At 59.4% G+C, this 23,646-nt stretch carries 30 protein-coding genes; 10 read left to right on the top strand and 20 right to left on the bottom strand.

What is annotated here, in order from left to right:
• Positions 1-196: 196 nt before the first annotated feature.
• Positions 197-343: a hypothetical protein gene (locus tag ACN1C3_RS20600; protein WP_419117604.1), complete on the bottom strand. Its 147-nt coding sequence runs from the start codon at positions 341-343 to the stop codon at positions 197-199.
• Here ACN1C3_RS20600 and ftsY point away from each other — a divergent pair.
• The 4 genes from ftsY (at position 342) to rpoH (ending at position 4,559) form a co-directional block, all read left to right on the top strand.
• On the top strand, positions 342-1,901 hold the full coding sequence (gene ftsY / locus ACN1C3_RS20595) for a signal recognition particle-docking protein FtsY (RefSeq protein ID WP_419117603.1): 1,560 nt from the start codon (positions 342-344) through the stop codon (positions 1,899-1,901). The genes ACN1C3_RS20600 and ftsY overlap by 2 nt on opposite strands.
• Complete coding sequence (ftsE, locus tag ACN1C3_RS20590; protein WP_419117602.1) at positions 1,901-2,572, top strand: cell division ATP-binding protein FtsE; 672 nt, start codon at positions 1,901-1,903, stop codon at positions 2,570-2,572. Before ftsY ends, ftsE begins: the two co-directional genes overlap by 1 nt.
• Complete coding sequence (gene ftsX, locus ACN1C3_RS20585; RefSeq protein ID WP_419117601.1) at positions 2,569-3,591, top strand: permease-like cell division protein FtsX; 1,023 nt, start codon at positions 2,569-2,571, stop codon at positions 3,589-3,591. The genes ftsE and ftsX overlap by 4 nt, the downstream gene beginning before the upstream one ends.
• Positions 3,592-3,704: 113 nt before the next feature.
• Complete coding sequence (rpoH, locus tag ACN1C3_RS20580; RefSeq protein ID WP_123426423.1) at positions 3,705-4,559, top strand: RNA polymerase sigma factor RpoH; 855 nt, start codon at positions 3,705-3,707, stop codon at positions 4,557-4,559.
• Between the two features lie 143 nt (positions 4,560-4,702).
• Here rpoH and mtgA read toward each other — a convergent pair whose 3' ends face one another.
• Positions 4,703-5,425: a monofunctional biosynthetic peptidoglycan transglycosylase gene (gene mtgA / locus ACN1C3_RS20575; protein ID WP_419117600.1), complete on the bottom strand. Its 723-nt coding sequence runs from the start codon at positions 5,423-5,425 to the stop codon at positions 4,703-4,705.
• Positions 5,426-5,499: 74 nt separating this feature from the next.
• Between mtgA and ACN1C3_RS20570 the strand changes: the two genes are divergently transcribed.
• From ACN1C3_RS20570 to trmB, 4 genes are all read left to right on the top strand, one after another.
• On the top strand, positions 5,500-5,871 hold the full coding sequence (locus tag ACN1C3_RS20570) for a DUF423 domain-containing protein (RefSeq protein WP_419117599.1): 372 nt from the start codon (positions 5,500-5,502) through the stop codon (positions 5,869-5,871).
• Positions 5,872-5,961: 90 nt separating this feature from the next.
• Complete coding sequence (thiS, locus tag ACN1C3_RS20565) at positions 5,962-6,162, top strand: sulfur carrier protein ThiS (RefSeq protein WP_419117656.1); 201 nt, start codon at positions 5,962-5,964, stop codon at positions 6,160-6,162.
• Between the two features lie 72 nt (positions 6,163-6,234).
• Positions 6,235-7,029: a thiazole synthase gene (locus ACN1C3_RS20560; protein WP_150642304.1), complete on the top strand. Its 795-nt coding sequence runs from the start codon at positions 6,235-6,237 to the stop codon at positions 7,027-7,029.
• 9 nt (positions 7,030-7,038) lie between these two features.
• Positions 7,039-7,764 (top strand): tRNA (guanosine(46)-N7)-methyltransferase TrmB, encoded by a 726-nt coding sequence (gene trmB, locus ACN1C3_RS20555; RefSeq protein ID WP_419117598.1) that lies wholly within the window; start codon positions 7,039-7,041, stop codon positions 7,762-7,764.
• Positions 7,765-7,833: 69 nt separating this feature from the next.
• On the opposite strand, the gene ACN1C3_RS20550 is transcribed toward trmB, so the two are convergent.
• From ACN1C3_RS20550 to ACN1C3_RS20505, 10 genes are all read right to left on the bottom strand, one after another.
• Positions 7,834-8,157 (bottom strand): DUF3392 domain-containing protein, encoded by a 324-nt coding sequence (locus tag ACN1C3_RS20550; RefSeq protein ID WP_419117597.1) that lies wholly within the window; start codon positions 8,155-8,157, stop codon positions 7,834-7,836.
• A 9-nt stretch (positions 8,158-8,166) separates the two neighbouring features.
• On the bottom strand, positions 8,167-9,369 hold the full coding sequence (hemW, locus tag ACN1C3_RS20545; RefSeq protein WP_419117596.1) for a radical SAM family heme chaperone HemW: 1,203 nt from the start codon (positions 9,367-9,369) through the stop codon (positions 8,167-8,169).
• Positions 9,366-9,959, bottom strand: a complete 594-nt coding sequence (gene rdgB / locus ACN1C3_RS20540; protein WP_419117595.1) for an RdgB/HAM1 family non-canonical purine NTP pyrophosphatase — start codon at positions 9,957-9,959, stop codon at positions 9,366-9,368. Before rdgB ends, hemW begins: the two co-directional genes overlap by 4 nt.
• Positions 9,959-10,393: a DUF4426 domain-containing protein gene (locus tag ACN1C3_RS20535; protein ID WP_419117594.1), complete on the bottom strand. Its 435-nt coding sequence runs from the start codon at positions 10,391-10,393 to the stop codon at positions 9,959-9,961. Before ACN1C3_RS20535 ends, rdgB begins: the two co-directional genes overlap by 1 nt.
• Positions 10,394-10,417: 24 nt before the next feature.
• Positions 10,418-11,038, bottom strand: coding sequence for a methionine biosynthesis protein MetW (gene metW, locus ACN1C3_RS20530; protein ID WP_419117593.1), 621 nt, complete (start codon positions 11,036-11,038; stop codon positions 10,418-10,420).
• Positions 11,039-11,045: 7 nt separating this feature from the next.
• Positions 11,046-12,185, bottom strand: coding sequence for a homoserine O-succinyltransferase MetX (metX, locus tag ACN1C3_RS20525; RefSeq protein ID WP_419117592.1), 1,140 nt, complete (start codon positions 12,183-12,185; stop codon positions 11,046-11,048).
• 203 nt (positions 12,186-12,388) lie between these two features.
• Positions 12,389-12,685 (bottom strand): DUF167 domain-containing protein, encoded by a 297-nt coding sequence (locus tag ACN1C3_RS20520; RefSeq protein ID WP_419117591.1) that lies wholly within the window; start codon positions 12,683-12,685, stop codon positions 12,389-12,391.
• The gene (locus ACN1C3_RS20515) at positions 12,685-13,275 is read right to left on the bottom strand and encodes a YggT family protein (RefSeq protein ID WP_419117590.1); all 591 of its coding nucleotides are present in this window, start codon (positions 13,273-13,275) and stop codon (positions 12,685-12,687) included. Before ACN1C3_RS20515 ends, ACN1C3_RS20520 begins: the two co-directional genes overlap by 1 nt.
• Before the next feature lie 10 nt (positions 13,276-13,285).
• On the bottom strand, positions 13,286-14,104 hold the full coding sequence (gene proC, locus ACN1C3_RS20510) for a pyrroline-5-carboxylate reductase (RefSeq protein ID WP_419117589.1): 819 nt from the start codon (positions 14,102-14,104) through the stop codon (positions 13,286-13,288).
• 34 nt (positions 14,105-14,138) lie between these two features.
• Positions 14,139-14,825 (bottom strand): YggS family pyridoxal phosphate-dependent enzyme, encoded by a 687-nt coding sequence (locus ACN1C3_RS20505; protein ID WP_419117588.1) that lies wholly within the window; start codon positions 14,823-14,825, stop codon positions 14,139-14,141.
• A gap of 57 nt (positions 14,826-14,882) precedes the next feature.
• Between ACN1C3_RS20505 and ACN1C3_RS20500 the strand changes: the two genes are divergently transcribed.
• Positions 14,883-15,917 (top strand): type IV pilus twitching motility protein PilT, encoded by a 1,035-nt coding sequence (locus tag ACN1C3_RS20500; RefSeq protein ID WP_419117587.1) that lies wholly within the window; start codon positions 14,883-14,885, stop codon positions 15,915-15,917.
• Between the two features lie 53 nt (positions 15,918-15,970).
• Here the strand turns inward: ACN1C3_RS20500 and ACN1C3_RS20495 are convergent, their stop codons facing one another.
• Positions 15,971-16,594 carry a C40 family peptidase gene (locus tag ACN1C3_RS20495; protein ID WP_419117586.1) on the bottom strand — a complete coding sequence of 208 codons (624 nt, stop codon included), beginning with the start codon at positions 16,592-16,594 and terminating at the stop codon, positions 15,971-15,973.
• Positions 16,595-16,845: 251 nt separating this feature from the next.
• Between ACN1C3_RS20495 and ACN1C3_RS20490 the strand changes: the two genes are divergently transcribed.
• On the top strand, positions 16,846-17,277 hold the full coding sequence (locus tag ACN1C3_RS20490; RefSeq protein ID WP_419117585.1) for an NINE protein: 432 nt from the start codon (positions 16,846-16,848) through the stop codon (positions 17,275-17,277).
• A gap of 95 nt (positions 17,278-17,372) precedes the next feature.
• Here the strand turns inward: ACN1C3_RS20490 and ACN1C3_RS20485 are convergent, their stop codons facing one another.
• From ACN1C3_RS20485 to gshB, 7 genes are all read right to left on the bottom strand, one after another.
• On the bottom strand, positions 17,373-18,644 hold the full coding sequence (locus ACN1C3_RS20485; protein WP_419117584.1) for a dihydroorotase: 1,272 nt from the start codon (positions 18,642-18,644) through the stop codon (positions 17,373-17,375).
• Positions 18,641-19,645, bottom strand: a complete 1,005-nt coding sequence (locus ACN1C3_RS20480; RefSeq protein ID WP_419117583.1) for an aspartate carbamoyltransferase catalytic subunit — start codon at positions 19,643-19,645, stop codon at positions 18,641-18,643. Before ACN1C3_RS20480 ends, ACN1C3_RS20485 begins: the two co-directional genes overlap by 4 nt.
• A 27-nt stretch (positions 19,646-19,672) precedes the next feature.
• Positions 19,673-20,176: a bifunctional pyr operon transcriptional regulator/uracil phosphoribosyltransferase PyrR gene (gene pyrR, locus ACN1C3_RS20475; RefSeq protein WP_419117582.1), complete on the bottom strand. Its 504-nt coding sequence runs from the start codon at positions 20,174-20,176 to the stop codon at positions 19,673-19,675.
• Positions 20,177-20,297: 121 nt separating this feature from the next.
• The gene (gene ruvX, locus ACN1C3_RS20470; protein ID WP_419117581.1) at positions 20,298-20,735 is read right to left on the bottom strand and encodes a Holliday junction resolvase RuvX; all 438 of its coding nucleotides are present in this window, start codon (positions 20,733-20,735) and stop codon (positions 20,298-20,300) included.
• A complete protein-coding gene (locus ACN1C3_RS20465) occupies positions 20,735-21,304 on the bottom strand; it encodes a YqgE/AlgH family protein (RefSeq protein WP_419117655.1) in 570 nt (189 codons plus the stop codon). The genes ruvX and ACN1C3_RS20465 overlap by 1 nt, the downstream gene beginning before the upstream one ends.
• 190 nt (positions 21,305-21,494) lie before the next feature.
• Complete coding sequence (locus ACN1C3_RS20460) at positions 21,495-22,397, bottom strand: TonB family protein (RefSeq protein WP_419117580.1); 903 nt, start codon at positions 22,395-22,397, stop codon at positions 21,495-21,497.
• A gap of 77 nt (positions 22,398-22,474) precedes the next feature.
• Positions 22,475-23,428 (bottom strand): glutathione synthase, encoded by a 954-nt coding sequence (gene gshB, locus ACN1C3_RS20455; protein WP_419117579.1) that lies wholly within the window; start codon positions 23,426-23,428, stop codon positions 22,475-22,477.
• Positions 23,429-23,646: the final 218 nt, after the last annotated feature.

The following is a 23,646-nucleotide window of genomic DNA, read 5'->3' as shown; positions in this document are numbered from 1 at the left end:
CCTGGCCCGTTTTCAGGCGGCCACGCGGTACTGGTAATGAGTGATGACACGCCCTAGGATACTGATCCGTTTTACTGGCGGCCACGCCTATCAGGCCTTTGATCGGTCAGCAGGTTGTTTGGGTTTCCGGCAGAAGCTTTGAGTTTGTCAGCTAAACTCTGCGTTTTCGCCGACGATGCCGTTCCAGTCCTTCGTATTAGTCGACCTTTGAGGTGCCGATAGGCTCCTCGACAAAATGTTGCGCGTGAACAAGCTGGGTAAAAAGCAGTCTGTTCTGCATCGAATATTCATTTGCCGAGGCGCCACATTGGCGCGTCGCTACTTTGAGATAGCCGTCATCCATGTTTGGTTCCAACGACGACAAGAAGACCCCAGCTGCGGCTGGCGAGAAAAAAAGCCTGTTCGGATGGTTGCGCAAAAAGCCGCAGGAAACCGTCGTCGAACAACCACAGCAACTTCCTGAGGCCGTTCCTGAGCCGGTAATAGAAGCTGCATCAGTAGTACAAGCGCCGGCACCGATGATGTTGCCGATTGCCGAGCCTGTCCTTCAGTCAGTAGCCGAACCTGCGCCGGTTGCAGAAACGCCGAAGACCCCGGACGCTGAGCACAAGCCCTGGCTGGTCTTGCCGGTGGCGGAAGAGCCTGTGAGCCTGGTCGAGAATGAGCTGGCGCCGCATGTCACACCGGCGATTCCTGCACCGACAGCTGCTCAACAAGCGGTAGAGCTGCTGGTTGTCGAGCCGGTTTCGGTTGTTGAGCCGGTTATTGCTGAGTTGGTTGTTGAGCCCGATGTTCCAGAGGTTGTGATTGCCGCATTTGTTGCTCCGGAACCTGTCTCTGTCCCTGTTCCGGCTCCAGCACCTGTGCCAGTCGCAGCACCGATTGTTGCTGCACCTGTTGCGCCAGTAACTGCCGCACCGATCGAATCGCCTGTCGTCGCCGAACCGACCCGCGCCAGCAGTGAAGAAAGCAAAATCGGCTTCTTTGCCCGCCTCAAGCAAGGCCTGTCCAAGACCAGCGCCAGCATCGGCGAGGGCATGGCCAGCCTGTTTCTCGGCAAGAAGCTGATCGATGACGAACTGCTGGAAGACATCGAAACCCGTCTGCTGACCGCCGATGTTGGCGTTGAAGCGACTTCGGTGATTATCCAGAGCCTGACCCAGAAGGTCGCACGTAAACAGCTGGCCGACGCCGATGCGCTCTACAAGTCCCTGCAGACCGAGCTTGCGAACATGCTCAAGCCCGTCGAGCAGCCACTGAAAATCACCTCACAGAACAAGCCGTTCGTGATTCTGGTGGTCGGCGTCAACGGCGCCGGCAAAACCACGACCATCGGTAAACTGGCGAAGAAACTGCAACTCGAAGGCAAAAAAGTCATGCTCGCGGCGGGTGATACCTTCCGTGCTGCTGCGGTCGAGCAATTGCAGGTCTGGGGCGAGCGCAACAAGATTCCGGTGATCGCCCAGCATACGGGCGCCGATTCCGCTTCGGTGATCTTCGATGCGGTACAGGCCGCCAAAGCCCGTGGTATTGATGTGTTGATCGCCGACACCGCTGGTCGCCTGCACACCAAAGATAACCTGATGGAAGAGCTGAAGAAGGTTCGCCGGGTCATTAGTAAGCTCGACGCCGATGCGCCGCACGAAGTGCTGCTGGTGCTCGACGCCGGTACGGGTCAGAACGCGATCAGCCAGGCCAAACAATTCCATCAGACGGTCGAGCTGACCGGTCTGGCGTTGACTAAGCTCGACGGCACGGCCAAAGGCGGGGTGATTTTCGCTCTGGCCAAGCAATTTGGTCTGCCTATTCGCTACATCGGTGTCGGTGAAGGCATCGATGATCTGCGTACTTTTGAAGCTGAACCCTTTGTCCAGGCACTTTTTGCCGAGCGGGAGCGTTAATGATTCGTTTCGAACAGGTCGGTAAACGCTATCCGAACGGACACGTCGGCTTGCATGAGCTGAGCTTTCGAGTCCGTCGGGGCGAATTCTTGTTTGTCACCGGCCATTCCGGTGCCGGTAAAAGCACCTTGTTGCGGCTGTTACTGGCCATGGAGCGCCCGACCACCGGCAAACTATTGCTCGCCGGTCAGGATCTGGGTCAGATCAGCAACGCACAGATTCCTTTCCTGCGTCGGCAGATTGGCGTGGTGTTCCAGAACCACCAGTTGCTGTTCGATCGCACGGTATTCAACAACATCGCCTTGCCGTTGCAGATTCTTGGCCTGTCCAAGGCTGAAATCGCCAAGCGCGTGGACTCGGCCCTGGAGCGAGTGGCGCTTTCGGACAAGACCGATCTGTACCCGGGCGACTTGTCCACTGGTCAGCAACAGCGCGTCGGCATTGCCCGCGCCATCGTTCACCGTCCGGCCCTGCTATTGGCGGACGAACCGACCGGTAACCTCGACCCGCGTCTGGCGGCGGAAATCATGGGTGTATTTGAAGACATCAACCGGCTGGGCACCAGCGTGCTGATCGCCAGCCACGACTTGGCGTTGATCGCCCGTATGCGCCACCGCATGCTGACCCTGCAACGCGGCCGTCTGATCGGCGACGGGGAGGCTGGGGAATGAGTGCGACACGCAGTCCAAAAGTTTCCGAGCGCGTGGCGCCGAAAGCCGCCGACCCGCAACCACAGAAGAAAAAACGCGACGATGATGACGGCCCGGATTTCAGTACGCTGCTGCGTGCCTGGATCGAAAGTCATCGTGCCAGCCTGCTGGACAGCCTGCGTCGCCTGGGCAAACAGCCGATTGGTAGCTTCTTTACCTGTCTGGTGATGGCGGTTGCCCTCAGCTTGCCTATGGGCCTGTCGCTGCTGCTGAACAACGTCGAGCGTCTCGGCGGCTCCTGGCAGCGTGCGGCGCAGATTTCCCTGTATCTGCAACTCGATGCCAGCGCCAACGAAGGCGAGCAACTGCGCGAGCAGATCAAAGGCCTGCCGGGTGTGGCAGATGCCGAATACATCAGCCGTGACCAGGCGCTGGAAGAGTTTCAAAAGCAGTCCGGGCTGGGCGAGGCGCTCAAAGAGCTGCCGCAGAACCCATTGCCGGGCGTGGTTCTGGTGACTCCGAATGAAGTCGACAAGCCAACCCTTGAAGCATTAAGACAAAGACTTTCCGAGCTGCCGAAGGTGCAACAGGCGCAACTTGATCTAGTCTGGGTCGAGCGTTTGGCAGCGATTCTCAAGCTGGGCGACCGTTTTGTGTTCGGTCTGACCGTGCTTTTGGTTTCTGCATTACTTTTGGTGATAGGCAATACCATTCGTCTTCATATTGAAAACCGCCGCACAGAGATAGAAGTGATTAAACTCGTCGGCGGCACTGACAGCTATGTGCGTAGGCCCTTTCTATATATGGGTGCGCTTTATGGCTTCGGTGCAGGGATTTTTTCCTGGGGTGTATTGGCGTTCGGCCTCGACTGGCTGAACGATGCGGTTGTCGGGCTGGCCGGTTTGTACGGCAGTGATTTTGCGCTGGCCGGTGTGCCACCCGCCGATGGTCTGTCGCTCTTGCTTGGCGCGGTGCTGTTAGGGTATATCGGTGCATGGATTGCGGTAGCACGCCACCTACGGGAGCTTGCACCGAAGTAGTGTCTTTTTGCTTGTATTGACCTTTCAGCTTTCTAGGGAACTTGTCCTACGGTTCCCGGTCAATTTTCGCAGTGCTGAACTGCACGAGTTATGTGAGTCGGAGGTTTTTTCGTATGACCACTTCTTTGCAACCTGCATATGCTTTAGTCCCAGGCGCAAACCTGGAGGCTTATGTGCACACGGTGAACAGCATTCCATTGCTGACACCGGAGCAGGAGCGTGAACTGGCCGAGAGTCTCTACTATGAGCAGGATTTGGGGGCGGCTCGGCAGATGGTGCTCGCCCACCTGCGTTTTGTTGTACATATTGCCCGCAGCTATTCCGGCTATGGCCTGGCTCAGGCTGACCTGATCCAGGAAGGCAACGTCGGCCTGATGAAAGCGGTAAAGCGCTTCAACCCGGAAATGGGTGTGCGTCTGGTGTCGTTCGCCGTGCACTGGATCAAGGCTGAAATTCACGAATTCATCCTGCGCAACTGGCGCATCGTCAAGGTCGCGACCACTAAAGCTCAGCGCAAACTGTTCTTCAATCTGCGTAGCCAGAAAAAGCGTTTGGCCTGGCTGAACAACGAAGAAGTCCATCGTGTGGCTGAAAGCCTCGGCGTAGAGCCGCGCGAAGTGCGCGAGATGGAAAGTCGCCTGACCGGCCATGACATGGCCTTCGACCCGGCTGCGGAAGCAGACGACGACAGCGCCTTTCAGTCGCCGGCCAACTATCTGGAAGACCACCGGTACGATCCGGCGCGTCAACTGGAAGATGCCGACTGGACCGACAATTCCACCAGCAATCTGCATGAAGCGCTGGAAGTGCTCGACGACCGCAGCCGCGACATTCTCTACCAGCGCTGGCTGGCAGAAGAGAAAGCCACGCTGCATGACCTGGCGCAGAAGTACAACGTGTCAGCCGAGCGTATTCGTCAGCTTGAAAAGAGCGCGATGAACAAGCTCAAACTGTCGATCGCCGCTTAACGCGGGGTGACACCGATCTAATGTGGGAGCGGGCTTGCTCGCGATGAGGGCATAACAGTCGACAATTAAGTGACTGTCAGTCCGCTATCGCGAGCAAGCCCGTTCCCACACTGAATCTTCTGTGTTCACAGGATAGCACTCGGCTATTGCGCCCAAGGCGCTCTGCGCGAATCGTTCAACCCAGCCAGATAACTGTCCCCACCCAACTGACCCATCTGCTGGCGAATCCAGCCAGCGCGGCGTGCAACATAGCTGCTCGGATGGCTGGCGCTCCACACTCGCGGGTTAGGCAGGACTGCCGCCAACAAACTGGCTTGCTGGCGCGACAGCGAGGCTGCACCGGTTCCGAAGTGATGGCGCGCGGCGGCTTCGGCGCCGAATACGCCGTCATCCCATTCCACGCTGTTGAGGTACACCTCAAGAATCCGTTGTTTCGGCCAAAGGATTTCAATCAGTCCGGTAAACCAGGCCTCGAGTCCTTTGCGCAGCCAACTGCGGCCGGACCATAAAAACAGATTCTTCGACACCTGCTGGCTTAGCGTACTGGCACCTCGGATCGATCCGCCGCGTTCGTTATGGGCAAATGCCGCCTGAATCGCGCTGAAATCAAAACCCCAATGCTCGGCGAACTTCTGATCCTCACCGGCAATCACCGCAACTTTCAGGTCGTCGGAAATCTCGTTCCATGGCCGCCAGCTGCGTTGCAGGTCAATAGGCTCGCCGTCGAACCAGGATTCGACTTTGCGTTCGACCATTAATGCCGTCCCGGGTGGCGGCACGAAGCGAAACACCAGCACCAGCACAACGCTGCCGACAGCGAACCAGAGCAGGGCTTTGGTGAAACGACGAAAAAGTAAACGCAGCATAGAGATGGCTTGGCCGAACCCGTTGAGCCGGCCATTATACAGACCCTGTTGAATGATTCTGACTGGAGTTCCTCATGCTGCGTGGCTTTCTGATGCTGGCTGCCTTCTTTGGGTTTACCGGTGTTGCCCTCGGCGCGTTTGCCGCCCATGGCCTGAAAAATCGCTTGAGCGCGGAATATCTGGCGATTTTTCACACAGGGGTCACCTATCAGTTGGTGCATACCCTGGCATTACTGGTGGTAGCGCTACTGGCCACACAGATTCCCGGGCGATTGATGACATGGGCGGGTGTTTCATTCGCCGTCGGCATTTTGCTGTTCTCCGGTAGCCTGTACCTGTTGACCCTGACCGGTGTCAGCAAACTGGGTATTGTCACCCCATTCGGCGGTCTGGCCTTTCTGGTCGGCTGGGTCTGCCTGGGGTTGGCCGCCTGGCGGTTGAGCTGACTGAGAAGTCCATTTCGAGACGAATGGCTTGGGTCGGCCTGACTGATCGGGCTAGAATGCTGGCCCCTAAAAATGATGACGGCATCCGGCATGCGCATTCAGTTGAACGGTGAATCCTTTGAACTGCCCGACGGCGAAACCGTTGCGGCCCTGCTGACCCGTCTGGATCTGACTGGACGCCGGGTGGCGGTCGAACTCAATCTGGATATCGTCCCGCGCAGTCAGCACGCCGAGACTTCCCTGAGTGAAGGCGATCAGGTCGAAGTGGTACACGCCATCGGCGGCGGCTAGGCCTCTTGGTCATCGCGCACCAAAACTATCTACAAGAACCTGCAAGAACCTCACCCCATCAGAGGATTTCCCATGAGCAACGTTCGTAGCGATAAGCCCTTCGTCCTGGCCGGTCGTACTTACCAGTCGCGTTTGCTGGTAGGCACCGGCAAGTACCGTGACATGGAAGAAACCCGCCTGGCCATTGAAGCCTCAGGCGCGCAAATCGTCACCGTTGCCGTGCGCCGGACCAACATCGGCCAGAATCCGGGTGAACCGAACCTGCTCGATATCCTGCCGCCGGATCGTTACACCATCCTGCCGAACACTGCCGGTTGCTACGACGCGATCGAAGCTGTGCGCACCTGCCGTCTGGCCCGTGAACTGCTGGATGGTCACAACCTGGTCAAGCTGGAAGTCCTCGCTGATCAGAAAACCCTGTTCCCTAATGTGATCGAAACCCTCAAGGCCGCCGAAATACTGGTCAAAGATGGTTTCGACGTAATGGTCTACACCAGCGATGACCCGATCATTGCCCGGCAACTGGAGCAAATCGGTTGCATCGCCGTGATGCCGCTGGCCGGCCTGATTGGTACGGGTCTGGGGATCTGCAACCCGTACAACCTGCGGATCATCCTCGAAGAAGCCAATATTCCGGTGCTGGTGGATGCCGGTGTCGGTACCGCTTCCGACGCGACCATCGCCATGGAGCTGGGTTGCGAGGCCGTGCTGATGAACTCGGCTATTGCCAACGCGCAACAGCCGATCATGATGGCTGAAGCCATGAAGCACGCCATTGTTGCAGGTCGTCTGGCTTATCTCGCCGGTCGTATGCCGAAAAAACTTTATGCCAGCGCCTCCTCGCCGCTGGATGGTCTGATCAAGTAAGAGCCATTGATGACTGAATCAAACGACACGCCTATCGCGCCTGCAGAAGGCGACGAACGCCAACACCGCCGCATCAAGAGTTTCGTGATGCGCGCCGGGCGTATGACCGAAGGCCAGCAGAAAGGTCTGGAGCAAGGTACGCCGCTGTTCGTTCTGCCGCTGGCCGAGGCGCCAGTGGACTTCGACCAGGTGTTCGGCCGTTCTGCACCGCGCACCCTGGAAATCGGTTTTGGCATGGGGCATTCGCTGCTGGAAATGGCGGCGGCTTCGCCTGAGCAGGATTTCATCGGCGTTGAAGTGCACCGGCCGGGTGTTGGCGCGCTGCTCAATGGCGTGCTGACTCAGGGCCTGACCAACTTGCGGGTTTACGATTGCGACGCGATCGAAGTGCTCAATCGTTGTATTGCGGATAACAGCCTCGATCGCCTGCTGCTGTTCTTCCCGGATCCTTGGCACAAGAGTCGTCACCACAAGCGCCGTATCGTTCAGGCGTCCTTCGCTGAGCTGGTTCGCAGCAAGTTGAAAGTGGGCGGCGTGCTGCATATGGCCACCGATTGGGAACCCTATGCCGAGTACATGCTGGAAGTCATGGACGTTGCGCCAGGCTACCGCAACCTCGCCGAAGACGGCCGCTGCGTGCCGCGCCCGACCGAACGCCCGATCACCAAGTTCGAGCGCCGTGGCGAACGCCTGGGGCATGGGGTTTGGGATTTGAAGTTCGAGAAGCTGGCTTAAGCTATAACGCAATCCAATGTGGGAGCGTCGACCGGCTGCTCCCACATTTGTTTTGTGGTGTGTTTGAGGTCAGCGGCGGTCCGCAACCACCCCGATCAATACCAACACCACCACCAACACTGGCGCCAGGCTGTAGTTGTTGAACTGGCTCAAGCCTTTGATGATCCACGGCGTTGCGTAGATCAATGCCAGGCCGCTGCCGATCAAGCACAGCAGGGCCATCAGCGGGACGCGCAAGGCGCCGGCGATGCCGCCCAGGCGTTGTTCGACCCAACCTTTGATGTCCGCGCCGAACAGCACCAGCAGGCAGCCGACAAGCGCCAGAGCGATTTCCGATAGGTTACTGCGGCTCCAGCGGGACACGGTGGCAAGCAGATCGAGTACCAAATCCATTCGATTTCCTTATGTCAGAAAATTCTGCAGCAAGTCATTGAGGAACAACTGTCCGCGCTCAGTTGCCGCCAGACGTGACGGTTCGACCTGCAACAGGCCACTTTGTTCGGCCTCACGACGGCCTTCGGCAAGGCTTTCCAGCGTCAGACCGGTGCGCTCTGGATACAGCCGCGCCTCGACACCTTCAGTCAGGCGCAAGGCATTCATCAGGAACTCGAACGGCAACTCTTCATTGGTCAGGGCTTTCTCACCGGCCTGAAAGCTTTTGGCTGGGTTGAGGTAGTCCTTGGGCAGCCGGGTTTTCCAGGTACGGACGATTCGCCCGTCTGGATGGCTGAGCTTGCCGTGGGCGCCCGCGCCGATGCCGATGAAGTCGCCAAAGCTCCAGTAATTGAGGTTGTGCCGTGCGGGTCTGCCAGGTTGGGCATAGGCCGACACTTCGTACTGGGCGTAACCGTGCTCGGCCAACAGCGCCTGACCGGCTTCCTGAATGTCCCACAGAGTGTCGTCTTCAGGCAGGGTCGGGGGCTGGTTCCAGAACACCGTGTTCGGTTCCAGGGTCAGCTGATACCAAGACAGATGGGTCGGCTTCAGGGCGATGGCCTGGCGCAGGTCGCTCAGGGCGTCGTCCAGGGACTGATCGGGCAAGCCGTGCATCAGGTCCAGGTTGAAGTTGTCGAAACCCGCCTGACGGGCCATGCCGGCGGCACGTACGGCTTCGTCGCCGTTGTGGATCCGGCCCAGCGCCTTGAGTTTCTCTTCCTGGAAGCTCTGGATACCGATCGACAAGCGATTGATGCCCAGCGCGCGGTAAGCGACAAACTTTTCCTGCTCGAATGTTCCCGGATTGGCTTCCAGGGTGATTTCGATGTCGCTGGCGAACGGTATGCGTTGTTCCACACCTTTGAGCAAGCGGCCCAAGGCTTCTGCGCTGAACAGGCTGGGCGTGCCGCCGCCGAAGAAGATCGAGCTCAGCTCACGGCCATAGACCGCATGCAGGTCCTGATCGAGGTCGGCCAGCAGCGCGTCGACGTATTCCTCCTCGGGCAGCACCGGGCTGGCGGTGTGGGAGTTGAAGTCGCAATAAGGGCATTTGCGCACACACCACGGGATGTGGATGTACAGCGCCAGGGGCGGCAGTTGGGGCAGGGCCGCGCGGGGCGTTTGCGAACCGCCGAAAATCAGCGGCTGCGCAGGGGATTGCAGGGTCATTTCAGGCCCAGACGCTGGCGCAGCAGATCCATTGCACGGGCGCGGTGGCTGATGAGGTTCTTTTCGCTCGGGCTCAGTTCGGCGCTGGAGCAATCGCGCTCGGGGACCCAGAACAGTGGGTCGTAGCCAAAACCGTGTGCGCCGCTGGCTTGGGTCAGGATGCGGCCGTGCCACAGCCCTTCGCAGAGAATCGGCAGCGGGTCATCGGCGTGTCGAACCAGTGCCAGCACGCAAACGAACTGCGCGCCGCGTTCGGCCTCAGGCACATCCTTCAAGACGTCCAGCAGTTTGGCATTGTTGGCCGCATCACCTTGGCCGTCGGCATAGCGCGCCGAGTAGATGCCAGGTGCGCCGCCGAGAAAGTCCACCGCCAGCCCTGAATCGTCGGCCAAAGCAGGCAGACCAGAAATGCGCGCAGCATTGCGGGCCTTGAGAATGGCGTTTTCGACGAACGACAGACCGGTTTCTTCCGGTTCGACGCTGCTGAACTCGCCGATCGAGCGTAAGTGCACCGACTCGCCGAGCATTGCCTGGAGTTCTTTGAGTTTGCCGGCGTTATGGCTGGCCAGTACGAGTTGCGTGAAGTTCATTATTCGCCCGGGAAAAGCTCTTGGTTGAAACTGAAGCTGTTGGTATCGCTGCCAGTTTGAACGTTGATCGTGAAAGTTCGTGTTTCCTGCTGTTCCACAGGATATTGCGCAATGTAGTAGATCGCGCCTTGTTCGGTGATCTGTTTGAACTTCAGCGGGACGACCTTACTGGTCAGATCCTTCACCGAACCACTGACCTGGGCTATCGCCGGTTTATCGGCCTTGAGCACGGCCACGTTGATCACGCCCTGATTCTTGCTGCGGGTCAGCTCGGCGGCTTTGGCAATGTCCGGCTGCAGGTACGTGGAGTTGAAGGTGTTGTAATGCACGGTAACATCACCAAACACTTCCTTGCGTTCGCTTTTGATTTCATCGGCCGCCATGGCCGTAACGCTCAAGCAGGCGGTGAGCAGAAATAGAGCTAGACGACCCATGATCGTTCTCCTCGAAATACGTGGTTATACCGCGATCTTGTGATCCGCAAGGCCCGGACTGCTGACGTGGTAGATGCCGATCTCACCTAATAGATTAGGCCATAGCTTACTGGCCCACCCATGTCGATGTTGTTGATCGACGGCAAGCCGATCGATGACGCGCGCTTCGCGCTCACGGCACAGTGCTTCGAAGTCTGCGAAGGTGCAGAAGTGGATGTTCGGCGTGTTGTACCAGGTGTAAGGCAGGAAGTCCGAAACAGGCATCCGGCCTTTGCTGGCCAGGTACCAGCGGCAGCGCCAGTGACCGAAATTGGGGAAGGTGATGATGCACTGACGGCCGACACGCAGCATTTCGTCGAGGATCCGGTCGGGGTAGTGCACGGCCTGCAGGGCCTGAGTCATTACGACGACATCGAAACTATTGCTGGCGAAGTTGCCCAGTCCTTTGTCGAGATCCTGTTCGATGACGTTGATGCCTTTGGCGACGCACTCGGCGATGTTGTCCGGGTCGTTTTCCAGGCCATAGCCGGTGACTTGCTTGTGGTCCCGCAGCCAGGTCAGCAGTTCGCCATCACCGCAGCCGAGATCGAGCACGCGGCTGCCGGCGGGGATCCATTCTTGGATGATTTCCAGATCGGCTCTCATGGCGTCCTCAAAGCGAAATTCGATTCATGTAATTGCTGAAGGCCTGCAAGTAGCGCGGGATCGGGATCAGGAAGGCGTCGTGGCCTTGCGGAGCATCGATCTCCAGGTAGCAAACGTCCTTCTTGGCCGCCATCAGTGCGTCCACCAGTTCCCGCGAGCGGGCCGGAGAGAAGCGCCAGTCGGTGGTGAACGACATCACGCAGAATTTTGCCTTGGCGCCAGCGAAGGTTTTCGCCAGGTTATCGTCGAAGTTCGCCGCCGGATCGAAGTAGTCCAGCGCTTTGGTCATCAGCAGGTAAGTGTTGGCGTCGAAACGTCCGGAAAACTCTTCGCCCTGATAGCGCAGGTAACTTTCGACCTGGAACTCGACGCTGTGGAAGTCGTAGTTGAGCTTTTCGCTCTTCAGACCACGGCCGAATTTCTCGCCCATGGAGTCATCCGACAGGTAGGTGATGTGCCCGACCATTCGTGCCAGCATCAGCCCACGCTTGGGGATCACGCCCTGTTCCTGGAACGAACCGCCATGGAACTCGGGGTCGGTCAGGATCGCCTGACGGGCCACTTCGTTGAAGGCGATGTTCTGCGCCGACAGTTTGGGCGCCGAGGCAATCGCCAGGCAGTGACGAATGCGCTCGGGGTAGCTGATGCTCCACTGCAAGGCCTGCATGCCGCCCAGGCTGCCACCGATCACCGCGGCCCACTGACTGATGCCCAGCAAGTCGGCAAGGCGCGCCTGGCTGTGGACCCAGTCTTCCACGGTCAGTACCGGGAAGTCGGCGCCAAATGGCTTGCCGCTTTCCGGGTTGATGCTGCTCGGGCCGGTGGAACCGTTGCAGCCGCCGAGGTTGTTCAGGCTGACGACGAAGAACTTACGGGTATCAATCGGTTTGCCGGGGCCGATGCAGCTGTCCCACCAACCGGGTTTGCGGTCATCGGGACTGTGAAAGCCCGCCGCATGATGGTGGCCGGACAGGGCGTGACAGATCAGCACGGCGTTGCTGGCCGTGGCGTTCAGCTCGCCATAGGTTTCGTAGATCAGATCGTAGGCAGGCAGGGAGCGACCGCAGGCAAGGGCCAGGGGCTCGCTGAAGTGCGCCATTTGCGGCGTCACCAGACCAACAGAATCGTGGGGAAAGACAGTGGACATCGACCCTGCTCTCGCTTAAATGAGGCGTAAGTCTAAAGACCGCTGCCCCTAGCGGCAAGCGAAGGTCGGAGGTGATTTCGCTGAGATTGGGGTGAAGTTTTTTTTCCGGTAAATCGAGTCGCTTCATTCGCGGGCAAGCCCGCTCCCACAGGTTGTGTGCGGACCTTGTGGGAGCGGGCTTGCCCGCGAAGAAGATGACGCGGTTATTCAGACTGTCGCACCAGCCCCGGCAAGTCCGGCAGCTTCTTCGGCGAGTTCACCCGAACCCGTTTTTGCCGATTCAGTTCACCGCTGATCAGACTCACCTGGCTCTTGGAAACCCCAAACGCCTTGGCCAGAAACGCCATCAGGTAGGCGTTGGCCTTGCCCTCCACTGGCGGCGCGGTGAGGCGGATCTTCAGGCGCTCACCGTGCAGCCCCGCGAACTCGTCGCTGCGGGCCGCAGGTTGCAGGTGACACTCCAGGATCAGGTCGTCACCGTCCCAGCGGAAATAGCTCATTAGATCAGCAGGCGCAGGATTTCCGGCATCATGGTCATAGCGGCAAGGTTGTTGATCACCAGCATGTCCAGCAGCTTGAGCACCATGAACGCCAGGATTGGCGAAATATCCAGACCGCCGAGGTTTGGCAGGATCTTGCGGAAGGGTGCCAGAGCCGGTTCGCAGATTTGATTGACCAGTTCGGCGCCAGGGTTATGGCTGCCCGGAGCGACCCAGGAGAGGATCACGCTGATGATCAGAGCGAAGAAGAAGATCTTCAGGAACAGCGCAGTCACGCCGATCAGCGACCAGACCAGCAGTTGCAGCGGATTGCCGGTGGTGCCGTAGGTCAGCAGCAGGGTCAGGGCCATCAAGGCCAGCTGTACGAGGATCGCCAGTACCAGCGAAGACATGTCCAGGCCGAACATGCTCGGAATGATCCGGCGCAGCGGCTTGAGCAGAGGTTGGGTCGCTTTCACCGCGAACTGGCAGAGCGGGTTATAGAAATTCGCCCGCACCAGTTGCAGCACAAAGCGCAACAGCACGATCAGCAGATACAAACTGCCGAGGGTTTGCAGCACGTAAACCGCTGCAGTGTTCAATCCAATCATGAATAGCTCCTTATTGACCCAGTTGTTCGGCCATCTCGGCCGAGCGATGCGCAGCGGCGCCAAGTGCTTTTTCTACCAGGGCTTCGAAACCACCCGCCTGGAACGACTTGATGGCCGCTTCGGTCGTGCCTGCAGGAGAGGTCACGCGGCGACGCAGCTCAGCAGCGTCGACATCGCTGGCGACGGCCATGTGCGCTGCGCCCAGGGCGGTTTGCAGGGTCAGTTGTGCGGCGGTTTCCCGTGGCAGGCCGAGCTTCTCGCCGGCGGCGGTCATGGCTTCGATCAGCAGGAAGAAGTACGCCGGGCCACTGCCGGAGACGGCGGTGACGGCGTCCAGTTGCTGTTCCTGATCCAGCCACAGGGCGATGCCGACCGCCGAGAGCAGGTCTTCGGCTTGCTGACGCTGCTCGGCGGTGACTTCAGCCGTGGCGTACAAACCGCTCACGCCCTGACGCAGCAGCGCCGGGGTGTTGGGCATGCAACGCACGATTGGCTGAGCGCCGAGCCAGTTGTTCATGCTGGCGCAGGTGATGCCGGCGGCGATGGACACCACCAGTTGGTTCGATTTGAGACTTGGGCGCAGGGCTTGGCAAACGGCCTTCATCGCCTGGGGTTTGACCGCCAGTACGACGACGTCGGCGCCTTCAATGGCTTGGGCGTTGTCGGCGAACAGTTCGATGCCGTGTTCGGCATGGACCTTGGCCCGGGTTTCGGCACCCGGGTCACTGGCGCAGATCTGCGCCGCTTCCAGTCCCTTGGCGCGCAGGCCGCCGATCAGACTGGCGGCCATGTTGCCGGCACCGATAAAGGCAATACGAGTCTTGCTCATGAGAGGTCCTTATAGAGAGGTGAGTCAGCCACGTTCAGGGCTGGCGGTAATCGCGGGCACCAAACAATGCGGTACCTATTCGTACCCAGGTGGCGCCTTGGGCGATGGCCGATTCGAGATCGTGGCTCATGCCCATGGAAAGTGTGTCGAGTGGCAGATTCAGGCTGGCTTGCAAGGTTTGTACGGCAGCAAAAGCAGCGTCCTGGGCGGCACGATCTTCAGTCGGCTCGGGGATCGCCATCAACCCGCGCAGTTTCAGGCGCGGCAAAGCGCTGATGGCGCTGGCCAGGGCGGGTAAATCGATTGGAGTGCAGCCGGATTTGCTGGCTTCGCCACTGACATTGACCTGAATGCAGATATTCAGCGGTGGCAGTTCGGCAGGGCGTTGTTCGGAGAGGCGTTGTGCGATTTTCAAACGATCCACTGAATGCACCCAAGCGAAGTTCTCGGCGATAGCGCGAGTCTTGTTCGACTGAATGGGGCCAATAAAGTGCCAACTCAAGGGCAGGTCGGCCAATTCGAGCTGTTTGCCCAAGGCTTCCTGCAGATAGTTCTCGCCGAAGTCGCGGATCCCGGCGGCGTAAGCCTCGCGCAGTGCCTCGGCGGGCTTGGTTTTGCTCACGGCCATCAGGTGGACGCTGTTTTCGTCACGCTGCGCGGCGAGCGCTGCCGCGTGGATCCGTGTCTGAACCAGGGCTATGTTGTCTGCTATCGTGGACATTCAATGTGCGCCAGCGGGTCTGAGGTTCGCGGCATTCTACTGGAATTGGGGAGCGCTATGGATATCACTGAACTGCTGGCCTTCAGCGCCAAACAGGGTGCGTCCGACTTGCACCTTTCCGCAGGTTTGCCACCGATGATTCGCGTTGACGGTGATGTACGGCGGATCAACTTGCCAGCGCTGGATCACAAGCAGGTTCATGAACTGATCTACGGCATCATGAACGACAAGCAACGGGCGGATTTCGAGGCGCTTCTGGAACTCGACTTTTCGTTCGAAGTACCTCGTGTGGCGCGCTTTCGGGTCAACGCGTTCAACCAGAGTCGGGGCGTTGGTGCGGTGTTCCGGACTATCCCGTCGAGAATCCTGAGCCTGGACGATCTGGGTATGGGTGAAGTGTTTCGCAAGATTACCGACGTGCCCCGTGGGCTGGTGTTGGTCACCGGACCAACCGGCTCAGGCAAGTCGACCACCCTGGCGGCGATGATCGATTACCTGAACAACCATCGGCATCACCATATCCTCACCATCGAAGACCCCATCGAGTTCGTCCACGAATCGAAGAAGTGCCTCATCAATCAGCGTGAAGTGCATCGCGATACCCGAAGTTTCTCCTCTGCCCTGCGCTCGGCCTTGCGCGAAGACCCAGACGTGATCCTGGTGGGGGAAATGCGCGACCTGGAGACCATCCGCCTGGCGCTGACGGCTGCAGAGACCGGACACCTGGTGTTCGGCACGTTGCATACCACTTCTGCGGCGAAAACCATCGACAGGGTAGTGGACGTGTTTCCGGCTGATGAGAAGTCGATGGTCCGTTCGATGCTTTCCGAGTCTTTGCAGGCAGTGATTTCTCAGAGTCTGATCAAAAAAGTCGGCGGCGGCAGAATCGCGGCACACGAAATCATGATTGGTACGTCGGCAATCCGGAATTTGATTCGCGAAGACAAGGTCGCGCAGATGTACTCGTCGATTCAGACCGGTGGCATGGTGGGGATGCAAACCCTGGACATGTGCCTCAAGGACCTGGTGGCCAAGGGCTTGATCAGCCGCGAGCACGCCCGTGAGAAGGCCAGGATGCCGGATAGTTTTTGAGGGGGAGTGAGGGGCTGTGTGGCGAGGGAGCTTGCTCCCTCGCCATAGTCAAATCAACGCTGAACAATCCGCATGGCGTTCGGATCTTTCGGCAGAACCCGTTTGGCGACGACGTAGTGGCTTTCCCAGTACGGCTTCTTCAGCGTATCGATGGACACCGCTTTGCCGCGACGTGGCGCATGGATGAACCGGTCATTGCCCAGATAGATGGCAACGTGGTTGACCTTGTGGCTCTTGATGTTGAAGAAGATCAGATCGCCTGGCTTGAGGTCCTTGCGATCGACTTTCTGTCCGTGACCGCTGGCCATGGCATTCGAGGTGCGTGGCAGATCGGCCGCGTCGACATCGGTGAACGCGTATTTCACCAGACCGCTGCAATCGAAACCTTTACTTGGGCTGCTACCGCCCCAACGATAAGGAGTACCCAGCACGTTCACGGCACGGCTCAACACATTGCTGCTTTGCTTGGCCGCCATTTGCGGGACCAGTGCGGTGTTGGCGCTGCTCAGATGAGTAGGGTGTTTTGCGGAATGTTTGTTTTTCGTGGTGACCGGCGAAACGTGGGACTTGGGTGTGTAACCATTAACGTTTGGAAGACGTTGCTCACGATTGGTGGCGTGGGCGGCCAGTGGCATTAATAGGCAAATGGTTAGCCATGTCTTGAAAAATGGACGCATTAGGCAAGGCTCTATGTAGGTAAGCGCGCAACTTTATAACAGCTTTTTGGTCCTTTTCGAGGCCGCTGGTCGATTCAACCTAGGGGTCAAGTTCGGCAAATGTGCGGCAAATTGGCGCAATTGTCTGACTCAAGTCAGGCGCTACAAGGCTTTGCGCCGAGTGTAAGGCTCGTGAGCCACACGTCGGCTCGACACAAAAAAGTCACAGAACTACTGAAAAAATTTATCTATCGCGTTGAAAGAGGGAACCCATGAACACCTATCGTCAGGATGTTTCACCGCAGGACACCCACAGTAAGGTGATCGGTTACCTGCTCTGGATTTTCGGTTTTACCGGAGCCCATCGCTTCTATTACGGCAAGCCGGTGACCGGAACTCTCTGGTTTTTGACCTTCGGTTTACTCGGGATTGGCTGGCTGATCGACCTGTTCCTGATTCCGGGGATGGACCGTGAAGCTGATCTGCGATTCACCGCAGGCCCGATCGAATACAACATCGCCTGGATCTTGCTGGCATTCCTCGGCGTGTTTGGCGTGCACCGGATGTATCAGGGGAAGTGGATCAGCGGACTTCTCTATCTAGTCACCGGCGGTTTCTTCCTGATCGGCGTGCTGTATGACTTCTGGACGCTGAATGATCAGATTTCGATCCGCAATGCGCAGAACAGAGGCGCCTTCCAGTAAGTCATCGCGAGCAGTCGAGCGTCGACCGGCTGCTCCCACAGGATTGATGCGGTCCTTGTGGGAGCGAGCCTGCTCGCGATGGGGGCGACGCGGTCTTACGCCTGGTGGCTAATCCGGCCATCCACCAAGGTGTAGCGCACCACGCCCGGCAAGCTATGGCCAATGAACGGACAGTTCTCGCCCTTTGACAACCAGGTCTCACCGGCCACCGTCGAGGCGGCGGGGTCGAACAGCACCAGGTCGGCCGGCGCGCCTACAGCGAGCTTGCCAGCCGGCAGGCGCAATGCGTCGGCCGGGCCGGCACTCAACCGCGCCAATAGCGTTGGCAGGTCTAGCAAACCGTCTTCCACCAAGGTCATGGCCAAGGGCAGCAGCAGTTCGACACTGCTGATGCCCGGCTCGGTTGCACCGAATGGCGCCAGCTTGGCGTCGCGCTCATGGGGCTGGTGATGGCTGGAAATAGCTTGAACCACGCCAGACTTCACGGCCTCGCGCAGGCCATCGCGGTCGGCGCGGGTGCGCAGCGGTGGTTGCACGTGATACAGGCTGTTGAAGTCGATCAGTGCTTCGTCTGTCAGAATCAGCTGATACAGCGCCACATCGGCCGTTACTGGTAACCCGCGAGCCTGGGCCTGAGCGATCAGGGCCACGCCCCGAGCGCTGGTCAGCTGGCTGAAGTGCGCGCGCACGCCGCTTTGCTCGACCAACAGCAGATCCCGGGCCAGTGCCACGGTTTCGGCGGTTTCCGGAATTCCCGGCAAACCGAGGAAGCTTGCAGTCGGGCCTTCATGGGCCAGGCCGCCTTCTGCCAGATCATGATCCTGGGAGTGGAAAATCACCGTCAAATCGAACGTCGCGGCGTATTCCAGCGCCCGGCACAGGGTACGGGTGTTACGGAAACTGTCCAGGCCGTTGCCGAACGCAACACAACCGGCATCGCGCAAGGCAATGAGCTCTGCGAGCTGCTCGCCTTCCAGGCCTTTGCTCAATGCGCCGATCGGGAAGACTTTGCAGTTGCCGGCTTCGCGAGCACGATCGAGGATCAACTCGGCCACCGCCGAGGTGTCCAGCACCGGTTTGGTCCGGGGCGGGCAGCATAGGCTGGTAACGCCACCGGCCGCGGCAGCACGGGTTTCGCTGGCAATCGAGCCTTTGCGGCTGTAACCCGGTTCGCGCAGGGCGACATTCAGGTCAACGAGGCCGGGTGCGGCCACCAGGCCTTTGGCGTCGATGGTGTCGACGGCGACGAAACCGGCCGGAGCAGCGCCAAGAGCGATGATCTTGCAGGCTTCAACATGAATATCGGTAACGTGATCCAGGCCACTGCTTGGGTCGATGACGCGGGCGCCGAGGATGCTGAGCTTCACTGGGCGTTCTCCTGCTCGAATTGACGCTGGGCAGTTTGCCCGCTCATGGCCATGGACAGCACGGCCATACGTATCGCGATGCCGTAGGTCACCTGGTTAAGGATCACTGAGTGCGGACCGTCGGCCACCGCCGACTCAATCTCTACCCCACGGTTGATCGGCCCCGGGTGCATGACGATGGCATCCGGTTTGGCGCCGGCCAGGCGCGCGGTGGTCAGGCCGAACAAGCGGTAGAACTCGCCCTCGCTCGGTAGCAGGCCGCCGGTCATGCGCTCGCGCTGCAGGCGCAGCATGATCACCACATCAACGTCCTTCAGGCCTTCGGTCATGTCGGTGTAGACCTTCACGCCGTACTGCTCGATGCCGATCGGTAGCAGTGTTTTTGGCGCGATTACGCGGATGTCCGGGCAGCCGAGGGTTTTCAGCGCCAGCATGTTCGAGCGCGCAACCCGTGAGTGCAGGATGTCGCCGACAATGGCCACCGAGAGATTTTCGAAGCCGCCCTTGTGCCGACGGATGGTCAGCATGTCGAGCATGCCTTGGGTCGGGTGCGCGTGGCGGCCGTCGCCGCCGTTGATGATCGCCACTTGCGGGCAGACATGTTCGGCGATGAAGTGCGCGGCACCGGAGTCGCCGTGGCGCACGACGAACATGTCGGCGGCCATGGCTTCCAGGTTGCGCAGGGTGTCGAGCAGGGTTTCGCCTTTGCTTGCCGAAGAGGTCGACACGTTCAGTGTGATGACATCTGCCGACAACCGCTGGGCGGCCAGTTCGAAGGTGGTGCGGGTGCGGGTGGAGTTCTCGAAGAACACGTTGCATACGGTCTTGCCGCGCAGCAACGGGACTTTCTTCACCGCCCGGGCGCCGACTTCAAGGAAGGAGTCGGCGGTGTCGAGGATTTCCGTCAGCAGCTCGCGGCGCAGACCATCGAGCGAGAGGAAGTGGCGCAGCTGGCCCTGATCATTGAGCTGCAGCGGGCGCTTGGTATCTGGAGGCGTCATCGCAATGGGGACTCTCAATAGGGCGAATTAAAGGGCAAGGTCTTGGAGTTCGAGCGCAAGCTCTGGGCCGGACAGTTTTACCCGCTCATTGGCGGCCAGCGACAGCGTGGCACCGAGCACATTCGGCCGGATCGGCAGTTCGGCAGCGTTCAAGTCCAGCAGGCAAACCAGCGTCACACTGGCTGGGCGGCCGTAATCGAAGAGTTCGTTGAGCGCCGCGCGGATGGTCCGACCGCTCATCAGTACATCGTCGATCAACACCAGATGCTGACCTTCGATCTCAAACGGCAACTCTGAAGGGCGTACTTGTGGGTGCAGTCCACTTTGGCTGAAGTCGTCGCGGTAGAAAGAGACGTCCAGCGTGCCCAGTGGCGAATCGCTACCCAGGGCTTCCAGCAAGGCTTGGGCAACCCAGATGCCACCGGTGCGGATGCCGATGTAGCGCGGTTCGCTGATGGCGCGATGGGCCAGATGGGCCTTGAGATCGACGGCCATCTGGCTGATCAGTTCGACGGGATTGGGCAGGCTCATGGTTGCTCCTTCATGGGCCCGAGCCGGGTTCTGCGCAATGAGGCTCGGGTTGTAACGAGGTTCAGGTGTAGCCAGTAGGCGCGCAGCTGATGACAGCCACACATCTTCAGGATTCGGTTTGTCAGGATTCGAACAGCGCTGCGTTCTCGTCGAGCCAGCCTTGCAGCAGCAAGGCTGCGGCGATGGCATCGACCGGATTGTCGCGGTAGCTGCCCTTCTGGCCGCCACGGGCCAGGCGTTCGCCCTTGGCCTCGAAGGTGGTCAGGCGTTCATCGTGGGTATAAAAGGGCAGGTTGTAGCGGCCATTCAACCGTCGAGCGAACTTCTCGGCGCGTGCGCACATGTCGCTGGGCGTGCCGTCCATGTTCAGTGGCAGGCCAACCACCACGGCGTCGGGCTTCCACTCTTTGATCAGCGCTTCGACCTGATTCCAGTCGGGAATACCATTCTGTGCTTTCAGGGTGCAAAGCTCGCGGGCCTGGCCGGTAATCACCTGGCCGACGGCGACGCCGATCTGTTTGGTGCCGAAGTCAAAACCCAGTAGTAAGCGTAAGGCCATCAGGCGTGTCCCGCCTGGCTGGTCAGCAGGCTCAGGTTGATGCCCAGACGTTTGGCGGCGGCTTCAAGGCGCAGTTCGCTGCTGGTGTTGAACAGAATGTCGGCATCGAACGGGCAGGTCAGCCAGGCATTATCGGCAAGTTCCGCTTCCAGTTGCCCGGCTTCCCAGCCGGCGTAGCCGAGGGCAATCAGGCTTCTAGGCGGGCCAACACCGTCAGCGATGGCGAACAGCACATCCTGGGAGGTCGACAGCGCCAGGCCATCGAGTTCGACCGTTGCCTGATAGCTCGGACCGCTGGGGTGCAAGACAAACCCACGGTCGGTCTGTACCGGACCACCGGTAAAGATCGGCACATGCTGGCAAAGCGGTGGCGGCTCGATATCGGGGCGCAATTGTTCGAGGATGTCCGCCAGGTTCAGGTCCTGTGGACGATTGACCACCAACCCCATGGCACCATTGGCAGTGTGCTCGACGATGTAGGTCAAGGTATGCGCAAAGTTCGGGTCGGCCATATGTGGCATGGCGATCAGGAAGTGATGCTTGAGGTAGCTGGGGCTGACGTTCTTCATATGCGCTAGTGTGGCGTTGGCGGGGCGACCTGACAAGCTGGTGATGCGTTGGAAATAGCCCGAATGGCCGCTCGCGACTCAGATCAAATGTGGGAGCGGGCTTGCTCGCGATGCAGGCGCCGCGGTTTATCTGGGTAACCGAGTAGATGCCATCGCGAGCAAGCCCGCTCCCACAGGTGTTCTGCGGTGATCAATTACTCGACAACCTGTCCCCACGGGCAAACTTCCAGGTGCGGATGATTTCCAGTCGATCGATATCCGACAAGTCGCCGGTGAACGGTGCAAAAGGCGCGGCAAGGCGGACGATCCGTTGCGCCGCCTGATCCAGCAGCGGCTGCCCCGACGACTCAAGCACCAACACCTCATACAGCGAGCCGTCGTGGTTGATCGAGACCATCAGTCGCAAATTGCCATAGATCTGCTGGCGCCGGGCCTCGTCGGGATAATTCAGGTTCCCGATGCGCTCGACCTTCTTGCGCCATTCGTCCTTATACCAGGCGCCCTTGTCGCGCATAGTCGACGCGGCGCTCAGGCGATGGATGCGGGGGCGCTTGGCATACAGCTGCTGTTCATTGGCCAGTTCGGCTTCCAGGCTGGAGATCTCGCTGGAGAGTTGCGAGCTGTCGAACGTCGGTGCGACGACGGCCTTGGGCTTGGGTTCGGTCTTGACCTCTTCGCGCTTGGTGACGGTCTTCTTCGGCTTCGGCGCGATGGTGGCGACGGCCGCTTTCGGTGCGGCCTCCGTGACCTCGGGTTGCACCGTGGGCGGTGGCGTGACCTTTTTCACCTCATTGTCCTGGAACGGCGCAACTTCGGTGGTTTTCGGGATCGCCTTTTTGTCCAGGGTGCCGCTGCCTTGCTGGTTGTCCTGGGCGAGGAAGTCGGCCTTTTTTGGCTTGGTTTCGCTTTTGAAGGTGGCGAGCGTGATTTCCAGGGTTTTGCTGATCTGCTGGGGTTTGACGAAGGTAAAACCCACGCCCAGGATCAGCGCCAGGTGAATCAGCGCCGCGAGAAACAGGGTAAATCCGAGACGATCGGCCGGGCGTACGCCACTGTGGGAGAGTTCGGGGGGTAGATCGGCGGGGAGTGTCATGTCAACAAAACCAACATCGCGCGTTTCACAGGCGGCGCATGATAACGCAATGTTGGTTCTCGCTTGTTTGTTCTACGTCACTTGGCCTTGAGCTTCAGATCGATGGCATCCATCAGCATTGCGCCGATGTTGGTGCCATAGGCGTTATCGATCTCGCGAATGCAGGTCGGGCTGGTGACGTTGATTTCCGTCAGGTGTTCGCCAATCACGTCGAGGCCGACGAATAGCAAGCCCTTTTCACGCAAGGTCGGGCCGACCTGAGCGGCGATCCAGCGATCCTTCTCCGTCAGCGGTCGCGCTTCGCCACGGCCACCCGCGGCGAGGTTGCCACGGGTTTCGCCGGCTGCCGGAATTCGTGCCAGGCAGTAGGGAACCGGCTCGCCATCGATCATCAGGATGCGTTTGTCGCCGTCCTTGATCGCGGGCAGGTAGCCTTGAGCCATGATTTGTTGCTTGCCGTGCAGGGTCAGGGTTTCCAGAATCACCGAGAGGTTCGGGTGACCTGCGGTGTGCCGGAAAATCGAGGCGCCGCCCATGCCGTCCAGCGGCTTGAGAATCACGTCACCGTGGTGGTCAGCAAACTCACGCAGGATATCCGGGCGACGACTGACCACGGTCGGCGGTGTGCACTGCGGGAACAGCGTGGCGAACAGCTTTTCGTTGCAGTCGCGCAGACTCTGCGGCTTGTTCACCACCAGCACGCCGGCGCGCTCGGCCTGTTCCAGCAGGTAAGTGGAGTAGACGAATTCCATGTCGAACGGCGGATCCTTGCGCATCAGGATCACGTCCAGCTCGCTCAGGGCACTGTCGGTTTCGGCTTCCAGTTCGAACCATTTTTCCGGGTTGGCGAAGACTTTCAGCGGACGCATCCGCGCCCGCGCTTCACCGGCAGCCTGGTACAGGTCGCGCTGCTCCATATAGAACAGCGTCCAGCCGCGCTCCTGGGCGGCAAGCAGCATGGCCAGCGAGCTATCCTTTTTATAGGAGATGCTGGCAATGGGGTCCATGACAATCCCGACGCGAACGCTCATGGGCAATATCCTCGATTCGGCAAGGCCGATATGACGTGAAAAAGTGGCGTCAGAGTGGCGCCCGGCTTGTTCCCGGTCAAGGAAAAACCACCTTGCCGGTCGGCCGATAGATTGAACCTTGCGACTGTGCTAAAAAGGCTCCCATGCCGTGCCGAGCCCTTAAACATCAAGGGCTTCAAGCGCTGGTAACCCGAGCACGGACAAAATCGATTCGCTGT

Origin of the sequence: Pseudomonas sp. H11T01 (assembly GCF_048515765.1) — a bacterium.
Classification (GTDB): domain Bacteria; phylum Pseudomonadota; class Gammaproteobacteria; order Pseudomonadales; family Pseudomonadaceae; genus Aquipseudomonas.
Note: the sequence above shows the minus strand (reverse complement) of the source record. Positions and strands in the feature narration are given on the sequence as shown.